The 8,228-nt window shown below is 68.5% G+C and carries 7 protein-coding genes and 1 pseudogene; 2 read left to right on the top strand and 6 right to left on the bottom strand.

Annotated features, from left to right (window positions below; all coding sequences use genetic code 11):
* Nucleotides 1-481 (top strand): methyl-accepting chemotaxis protein (locus M0P34_RS11360; RefSeq protein WP_291499145.1); only part of this gene is annotated, 481 nt, incomplete at its 5' end.
* Between the two features lie 90 nt (nucleotides 482-571).
* Here M0P34_RS11360 and M0P34_RS11355 read toward each other — a convergent pair.
* The 6 genes from M0P34_RS11355 to M0P34_RS11330 all read right to left on the bottom strand — a co-directional run bounded on the left by M0P34_RS11355 (nucleotide 572) and on the right by M0P34_RS11330 (nucleotide 7,948).
* A complete protein-coding gene (locus tag M0P34_RS11355; protein WP_291499143.1) occupies nucleotides 572-1,312 on the bottom strand; it encodes a type II toxin-antitoxin system death-on-curing family toxin in 741 nt (246 codons plus the stop codon).
* A 58-nt stretch (nucleotides 1,313-1,370) separates the two neighbouring features.
* Nucleotides 1,371-2,768, bottom strand: a complete 1,398-nt coding sequence (gene argH, locus M0P34_RS11350; protein ID WP_291499141.1) for an argininosuccinate lyase — start codon at nucleotides 2,766-2,768, stop codon at nucleotides 1,371-1,373.
* A 2-nt stretch (nucleotides 2,769-2,770) separates the two neighbouring features.
* Nucleotides 2,771-3,970: an argininosuccinate synthase gene (locus tag M0P34_RS11345; protein WP_291499140.1), complete on the bottom strand. Its 1,200-nt coding sequence runs from the start codon at nucleotides 3,968-3,970 to the stop codon at nucleotides 2,771-2,773.
* Between the two features lies 1 nt (nucleotide 3,971).
* Nucleotides 3,972-4,895 (bottom strand): ornithine carbamoyltransferase, encoded by a 924-nt coding sequence (gene argF, locus M0P34_RS11340; protein ID WP_291499138.1) that lies wholly within the window; start codon nucleotides 4,893-4,895, stop codon nucleotides 3,972-3,974.
* Between the two features lie 221 nt (nucleotides 4,896-5,116).
* Entirely contained in the window at nucleotides 5,117-7,198 is a 2,082-nt protein-coding gene (locus M0P34_RS11335) for an autotransporter domain-containing protein (RefSeq protein WP_291499136.1), read from the bottom strand.
* 603 nt (nucleotides 7,199-7,801) lie between these two features.
* Entirely contained in the window at nucleotides 7,802-7,948 is a 147-nt protein-coding gene (locus M0P34_RS11330) for a hypothetical protein (RefSeq protein ID WP_291499135.1), read from the bottom strand.
* Nucleotides 7,949-7,971: 23 nt separating this feature from the next.
* Here M0P34_RS11330 and M0P34_RS11325 point away from each other — a divergent pair.
* A pseudogene (locus tag M0P34_RS11325) lies at nucleotides 7,972-8,228 on the top strand (histidine kinase); the annotation flags it as partial.

Below are 8,228 nucleotides of genomic sequence, written 5' to 3'. Positions count from 1 at the left end.
GACGAACCTGCTGGCGCTGAACGCCGCCATCGAGGCCGCGCGGGCGGGCGACGCGGGCCGGGGCTTCGCCGTGGTCGCCGACGAGGTGCGCAAGCTGGCCGAAAAGACCATGGCCGCCACCCAGGAGGTGGGCCAGGCCATCCACGCCGTGCAGGACGACACCCGCCGCAACATCGGCAACGTGGAGGCATCGGTGCAGGCCATTGCGCAGGCCACGGAGCAGGCCGCGCTCTCGGGCGAAACCCTGCGCGAGATCCTCGGGCTGGTGGAACAGGCGGCGGACCAGGTCCGCTCCATCGCCACGGCGGCCGAGGAGCAATCCGCCGCCAGCGAGCAGATCAGCCACAGCGTGGACGAGATCAACCGCATCTCCGGGGAGACCTCGCAGGCCATGAGCCAATCGGCCCGTGCCGTGGCCGGGCTGACCGACCAGACCCGCCGCCTCGAAGCGCTCATGGAACAGCTCACCGCCTCGGCCTGAGCCCGGGCAAGGGGCCAAAGGAAAAGCGGCCGGGGCAAGCCCCGGCCGCTTTTTGCTATTTTATGTGCATACATACGGTACGTACGTCCTTCAGGTCTTTGCCAAACGCCGGATAACATCGCTTCTCAACTCTATAATTTCAGAAAAGTCATCATTCTGAGCTATACGTCCATAAAACGCTTCACTATCAATTCCAAACTCAGGGGTTAGCCCAAGTCTTTTACGCAGACCCGCTATATAATCTGTATGGTAAGGACGAAATCCTTGTATCCCCTGCTTAATGATCCGTTGCACGACTTCCCCATCCTTGTGGATATACAAGAACTCTTTATCGGGGGGGTCAATCTCATACCCAAACCTTTGAAGGATAACCTTAAGCTCATGATATTTTAGTGGCTTTTCACCCTTCGTCCTTTTTCGCGAATTAAATGCTATCCACGCTGAAATATCCTCAATCTCACGATCCTTTGACTCTGATATTTCGTGGGCCGCAACTCTTTTTGTAAACTCATACAGGTCATCATCAGAACAGTCATCAAGCCAATATCCGTATCTATCTAAAAATACACACAACGAAATCAGCGCTGTTCTTTTATTCCCATTATGAAACGGATGGTTATTAATCAAAGAATGAAAAAGAGCTGCAGCTTTATCAAAACAGGTCTCGTATATTTCACGCCCCCCTGCACTTTGAAATGGCCTTGCTGTAGCCGATTCCAACATCCCAGAATTTTTAATTCCTGGCGGGGATATCGGATCTCCTGAATCCAAAAACTTGCCAACGAGGAATTCGTGTATGCTCCCCACCTCTTCAGCAGAAAATTTAACCATTTGCGCCTCCACCTAGAGCAAATTTATTCATCTCTAAGTACTCCTATTACAAAACTGCCTAGTAAGCTATCCCTTCTTGTTCCAGCCAGGCGCGCACGTCCTCAAGCTGCCGGGCGACGGCCTCGGGGCCGGTGCCGCCGCTGGCCTGGCGCCGGGCCACCGCCGTCTCGTAGCGCAGGGCCTCGAAGGCGCCCTCGTCGATGAGCGGCGAGAAGCCTTGCAGCTCCGCGAGGCTCATGTCCTCCAGGCGGATACCCTTGGCCTCCGCATAGCCCACGCAGGCGCCCGTGACGTGGTGCGCCTCGCGGAAGGGCAGGCCCTTGCCCACCAGGTAGTCCGCCAGCTCCGTGGCGTTCAGGAACCCCTGGGACAGCGCCTCGCGCATGGGCCCGGGATTGAAGCGCATGGCCGCCAGCATGTCGGCCATGATGGCCAGGGAGGCGCTCACCGTGCGGTCGGCGTCGAAGAACGGCTCCTTGTCCTCCTGCATGTCGCGGTTGTAGGTCAGGGGCAGGCCCTTGACCAGGGTCAGCAGCGCCGTCAGCGCGCCGTAGACCCGCCCGGTCTTGCCGCGCATGAGCTCGCACACGTCGGGGTTCTTCTTCTGGGGCATGATGGACGAGCCCGTGCTGTAGGCGTCGGGCAGGGTCACGAACCCGAAACGCGGGTTGGCCCAGATGATCAGCTCCTCGCACAGCCGCGAGAGATGCGCCATGCACAGGGACGCCGCGAACACGGCCTCGATGACGAAATCGCGGTCGCTCACGGCGTCCATGCTGTTGGCGAACACCCCGGCCATGCCCAGTTCGTCGGCCACGGCCCGGGGGTCCAGGGGATAGGTCGTGCCCGCCAAGGCCGCCGCGCCCAGGGGGCACACGTCGGCCCGGGCCAGGCAGTCCCCGGCGCGGGCGTGGTCGCGCATGAACATCTGGGCGTAGGCCAGGAGATGCTGCGCCAGGGACACGGGCTGCGCGGGCTGGAAGTGCGTGCAGCCGGGCAGAAGCGTCTGGCGGTGCTCCTGGGCGCGCTCGGCCAGCACGGCCACCAGCCGCGCCGCCAGCTCGCGCCAGTGCGCAAGGCGGGCCTTGACGTGCAGACGGAAATCCAGGGCCACCTGGTCGTTGCGGCTGCGCCCGGTGTGCAGCTTGCCGCCCAGCGGGCCGATGAGCTCCGTCAGCCGCGCCTCGACGTTCATGTGTACGTCCTCGCGCTCGGGGCGCCAGACGAACGCCCCGCTGCGGATCTCGTCCAGGACGCGCTCCAGCCCGGCCGCGATGGCCTCGGCCTCGTCGGCGGTCAGCACGCCCTGGCGCGCCAGCATCCGCGCGTGGGCCTGCGAGCCGCGCACGTCCACCTCGGCCAGCACGCGGTCGAAGCTCTGCGACTCGGTGTAGCGCTCCACGCTGGCGGCGGTGCCTTCCGCGAACCGCCCGCCCCACAGCTTGCCGTCGGCCATGACTACCTGCCCCTGCCGGCGAAACCGCGCAGGCGCAGCCCCTGCAGGGTGATGAACCCGGCGGCGTCGGCCTGGTTGTAGACCTGGTCGGTCTCGAAGGTGGCCAGGTCGTGGCTGTAGAGCGAACAGGGCGACTTGCGGCCCGTGGGCATCACGTTGCCCTTGTAGAGCTTCAGGCGCACCGTGCCGGTGACGCGCCGCTGGGTCTGGTCCACCAGCGCCTGGAGCGCCTCGCGCTCGGGGGCGAACCAGAAGCCGTTGTAGACCATCTCCGAGTAGCGCACGGCCAGCGAATCGCGCAGGTGCATGGCCTCGCGGTCCATGGTGATGCCTTCCAGGTCGCGCCGGGCGTGGAACAGGATGGTCCCGCCCGGGGTCTCGTAGACTCCGCGCGCCTTCATGCCCACGAAACGGTTCTCGACCATGTCCACCCGGCCCACGCCGTGGCGCCCGCCCAGCTCGTTCAGGCGGTGCATCAGCGCCGCCGGGCTCAGGGCCTGGCCGTTCACGGCCACGGGATCGCCCTGCTCGAAGTCGACGGTCAGCTCCTCGGCCTGGTCCGGGGCCTGCTCCACGGGCACGCTCATGGCGTAGGACAGCTCGCCCGGGGCGTTCCACGGATCCTCCAGCTCGCCGCCCTCGAAGCTGCAATGCATCAGGTTGCGGTCGCAGCTGTAGGGCTTGGCGTGGGACATGGGCATGTCGATGCCGTTGGCCGCGGCGTAGGCCAGGCAGTCCGAGCGCGAGGTCAGGTCCCACTCGCGCCAGGGGGCGATGGTCACCAGCCTGGGGTCCAGGGCGGCGGCGGCCAGCTCGAAGCGCACCTGGTCGTTGCCCTTGCCCGTGGCGCCGTGGGCGATGGCCTGGCAGTTCTCGGCGTGGGCGATGTCCACCAGCCGCTTGGCGATGAGCGGACGCGCGATGGAGGTGCCCAGCAGGTAGCGCCCCTCGTAGATCGCCGCCGCGCGCATCATCGGGAAGATGAAGTCCCGGGCGAACTCCTCCTGGAGGTCCTCCACATAGGCCTTCACCGCGCCGGTGCGCAGCGCCTTGTCCTCGATGCCGTCCAGCTCCTCGCCCTGGCCCAGGTCCGCCGTGAGCGTGACGACCTCGCAGTTGTAGGTGTTCTTCAGCCACGCCAGGATCACCGACGTGTCCAGCCCGCCGGAATAGGCCAGGACGACCTTCTTGATGTCCCTCATGCTACGCCCTCGTCTCGCCGTCTTCGGCGGTGAAAAGCCATTCCATGATCGCCTTTTGCATGTGCAGGCGGTTCTCGGCCTGATCGAAAATGATGGAGCGCGGGCCGTCGAGCACCTCGGCGCTGACCTCCTCGCCCCGGTGCGCGGGCAGGCAGTGCATGACCCGGGCCTGCGGGTCGGCCACGGCCAGCAGGGCCGCGTTGACCTGATGGTCCGCAAAGGCCAGCTCGCGGCGCTTCTGCTCCTGCTCCTGGCCCATGGACGCCCACACGTCGGTGTTGATGTAGTGCGCGCCCGCGCAGGCTTCGCGCGGGTCGCGCGTAAGCACCAGCCGCGCCCCGCGCGAGCGGGCCGCGTCCAGCACGGCGGGGTCGGGGTCGTAGCCCTGGGGGCAGGCCAGGCGCAGCTCGAAGCCGAACAGCGCCGCCGCGTTGATGAACGAGTTGGCCATGTTGTTGCCGTCGCCCACCCAGGCGACGCGCAGGGCGCTCAGGTCCGGGGTGCGCTCGTACATGGTCAGCATGTCGCTCATCACCTGGCAGGGATGGTACAGGTCCGACAAGGCGTTGATCACCGGGATGTCGGCGTGGCGCGCCAGCTCCTCCAGCTTGTGCTGGCCGAAGGTGCGCACCACCAGCCCCCGGGCGTAGCGCGAGAGCACCCGCGCCGTGTCGGCCAGGGGCTCGCTGCGGCCAAGCTGCGACTCGGCGGGCGTCATCAGCAGCGAATTGCCGCCGAGCTGGCGCACCCCGACCTCGAAGCTGACCCGCGTGCGCGTGGACGCCTTCTCGAAGATCAGGATCACCGTCTCGCCGCGCAGAACGTCGCCCCGGTGGCGCGTGCGCTTCATCTCGTCCGCCCGGCGCACCAGCGCCCAGGCCGTGTCCTTGTCCAGGTCCGGAATGCTCAGGAAATGCTTGGCCATGCTCGTTCCTCGTATCGGGTCTGTACCCTCCGCGGCGGCGAAGGAAACGATCAGTTAACCCCTGCCCCCGCCGTTTGTAAACCCCTGCCCCGGGCCGCGCGGCGCCGGGGGGCGAATGCGGGCCGGGGCGGCCGGCCCCGCCCCCCGGCAAAAGGCCCGAAACGGCAGGGCCGGGCCCCCTGGGGGGCCCGGCCCGTTTCCGCGCCGCCATGCGGGCGCGCCTACCAGATGCGCCAGGTCAGGCCCACGGTGGCGGTCATGTCGGGCAGGGAGTCGTCATCGCAGCCCAGGACCACGCCCAGGCGCGAGGACACGCTCAGGCGCTCGGTGAGCCGCCAGCTCGCGCCCAGGCCCACGTCGGCCCAGTCCTGGTCGGTCCGGGAGCCTTCGAAATCGAAACGCCCCAGGCCGAGCATCGTGCCGCTCATGGCCCCGGAGGAGCCCTCGAAGCGGTGGTTCAGGGCGCCCCAGGTCCAGGCCGTGACCCGCTCGCTCAGGGTCCAGCCCAGTTGCAGGCCCAGGCGCACGGTGTTGGAATCCTCGTCGCGCGAGTCGTACCGGGCCGGGAAAGGCCCGTCACCCTCGGTGTAGCCGCGCAGGTGCACGGTCTGCCAGGCGTACTCCGCGAAGGGCATCAGGGCCAGGCTCCCGGTCAGGCTGCGGGTCCACTGGGCCCGAGCCATGACGCCGAACAGCTCGGCCTCGGTCGTGCCCGTGGAGCTCACGCTGCCCGCGCCGTTCATGTAGCCGCGCTCCAGGCGCAGGTCCGCGCCCTGCCACAGGGCGCTCAGGCTGAAGTCCAGCCCGGTGCCCGCCGGGGCCCAGCCCACGAAGGCCCCGGGGCCCAGGGTGCCGATTTCCTGGGAGCCGCCGTGGGCGGTCTCCAGGTCGCGCGAGTTGGCGAACACGCCGCCGCCCACGCGCCAGTCGTTGCCCAGCTCCCAGGTCAGGCCCAGGCCGCCGCGCAGGCCGAAGTCGTCGCCGTCCAGCTCGCTGTTGGCAGACATGGCCCCCGAAACCCAGAAGTCCAGGCGCCCCGCGTAGCCCTCGCCGCTGGCCAGGCCCGCGACGCCGCCCCCGCCCGGGGAGGCCGCCCCGCCCAGAACGCCCATAGACGCCATGCCGAGCCCCGACACCGCCGGGCCCACCCCGGTCATGTCGCCCAGGGACTGGTTCAAGGCCCCGGGGGTCACCAGCCCGCCCGGGCGGGCGATGAAGGCCTCCTCGTTTCCGGAGCGCTCGCCGATGCCCACGATGGTCTCGCCGTCGTCGCTGACGGCGCTGGCCGTCTTGAGCCTCCAGCCGGTGGTGTCCACGCCGGAATCCTCCAGCCAGTCCTTGACCGCGACCATGCCGCCCCCCTGGGTCCAGCGGAAGGCCTCCTCGCCGCTGGCGGACGCACCCCTGCCGACGATGACGGAACCGTCGGCGGTGATGCCGAAGGCGTGGGAGCTGAACAGCCCGCCGGGCAGATCGCCCAGTCCGACCATGCCTCCCGCCTGGGTCCAGCGGAAGGCCTCCTCGCCATTGGCCGATTCGCTCATGCCCACCACCACCGAGCCGTCGGCGGAAACTTCGGTGGCGGCAGAGCCGAATATGCCGCCGGGCAGGTCGCCCAGGCCGACCATGCCCCCCGCCTGGGTCCAGCGGAAGGCCTCGTCGCCGTTGGCGGACCCGGCCCTGCCGACGATGACCGAGCCGTCGGGGGTGATGGCGGAGGCGGAAGAGGAGAACATGCCGCCGGGCAGGTCGCCCAGCCCGACCATGCCCCCCGCCTGCGTCCAGCGGAAGGCCTCGTCGCCGTTGGCTGACCCGGCCCCGCCGACGATGACCGAGCCGTCGGGGGTGATGGCGGAGGCGTAGGAGGTGGCGGCCCCGCCGGGCAGGGAGCCCAGGCCGACCATGCCACCCGCCTGCGTCCAGCGGAAGGCCTCCAACCCGGCCGCGGCAACGCTCATCCCCACCACCACCGAGCCGTCGGCGGAAAGGTCGGCGGCCTGGGAGTAGAATCCGCCCCCGGGCAGGTCGCCCAGCCCGACCATCCCCCCCGCCTGCGTCCAAAGGAACGCCTGCGGCCCGGACGCGGAAGAGGACACGCCCACCACCGCCGAGCCGTCGGGGGAAACCCTGGCGGCGGCGGATTGCAAGAAGAAGGGCCCGTCGCTGCCCAGCATGCCCAGGCCGGTCAGTGAGCCGCCCCAGGCCGCGGGCGCGGCCGGGCCGCAAAACAGACCGGCCAGCAACAGGAGGACGAAGGCCGGGAGACGAACGTTCCGGAAGAAGGACAGCGGCACGGAAACCATGAACTCACTCCTAGCATTGTGTGGTTGCACTTCCGTGCGCTTCTATCCCGCCGGGCTGGTCCTGTCTGTCCGGGAAACCACCTACACGGACACTTTTCGCGCGCCCCGCTGTTGCGCGTGCAACAGAGTCCCGATATAAATGCGCGACAGACGCCAAAGGAGCCGCGCCCCTTTCCGGATCGGAACACCGAAAATGCCCCAGCCCGCCAGACAAGAATCCACAATACCCCTGCGCGCGGTGGCGGCGGCCCTGGCCCTGGCCGCGCTGCTGGCCCTGGCGGGCTGCGCGCGCGAGGCCCAGCCCGGCCCGCGCGCGCAGCGCGGCCTCATGGACCTGCGGGCCCACGATCCCGCCGCGAGCGGCCCGGCCCACCTCGACGGCCAATGGGAATTCCACTGGAACCGCCTGCTGGAGCCGCGCGACCTCGCCCCCGGCGCCGCCCCGGAGCCCACGGGCTATTTCACCATGCCCGGAACCTGGAAGGGCCTGGTCGTGGACGGGGAAAAGCTGGGGGGCACCGGGCAGGCGACCTTGCGCCTGCGGGTCCGACTCTGGCCGGACGCCCGGCGGCTGACCCTGCGCCTGTACGACATTCCCGTGGCCTACCGGCTGTGGGCCGACGGCGTGCTGGTGGCCCACAGCGGCACCCTGGGCGCCGACGCGGCCACCGAGCGCCCGGGCCGGTCGCTGGTCCTGGCCGAGGTGGAACCCCGGGGCGACGAGATGGAGCTCGTGCTCCAGGTGTCCAACCACCATTTCCGCGCCGGGGGGGGTGCCCGACGGCATCCAGCTCGCGCCGCCAGGGCCCCTGGAGGCCGCCCGCGACAGGCAGCGGGCCATGTCGTTCCTCTTCGCCGGATGCCTGCTCATCGCCGCCATGTATCACCTGGCCCTGTTCCGGCTGGCCAGGACGCTGCCCTCGACCCTGCATTTCGGAATCTACTGCCTGTTCACCTTCGGCTACTGCATGACATCCAAGACGTCGCTCTGGGGCGCGAGCCTGTTCCTGCCGCCCCTGCCGCCCCTGCT

Source organism: Desulfocurvus sp. (assembly GCF_023230885.1).
Taxonomy (GTDB): Bacteria; Desulfobacterota; Desulfovibrionia; order Desulfovibrionales; family Desulfovibrionaceae; genus Desulfocurvus.
Note: the sequence above shows the minus strand (reverse complement) of the source record. Positions and strands in the feature narration are given on the sequence as shown.

Bases quoted from the DNA above. Each gene is read 5' to 3' on its own strand.
- M0P34_RS11355 (WP_291499143.1), bottom strand. From the start codon at position 1,312: ATGGTTAAATTTTCTGCTGAAGAGGTGGGGAGCATACACGAATTCCTC.
- argH (WP_291499141.1), bottom strand. From the start codon at position 2,768: ATGGCCGACGGCAAGCTGTGGGGCGGGCGGTTCGCGGAAGGCACCGCC.
- M0P34_RS11345 (WP_291499140.1), bottom strand. From the start codon at position 3,970: ATGAGGGACATCAAGAAGGTCGTCCTGGCCTATTCCGGCGGGCTGGAC.
- argF (WP_291499138.1), bottom strand. From the start codon at position 4,895: ATGGCCAAGCATTTCCTGAGCATTCCGGACCTGGACAAGGACACGGCC.
- M0P34_RS11335 (WP_291499136.1), bottom strand. From the start codon at position 7,198: ATGGTTTCCGTGCCGCTGTCCTTCTTCCGGAACGTTCGTCTCCCGGCC.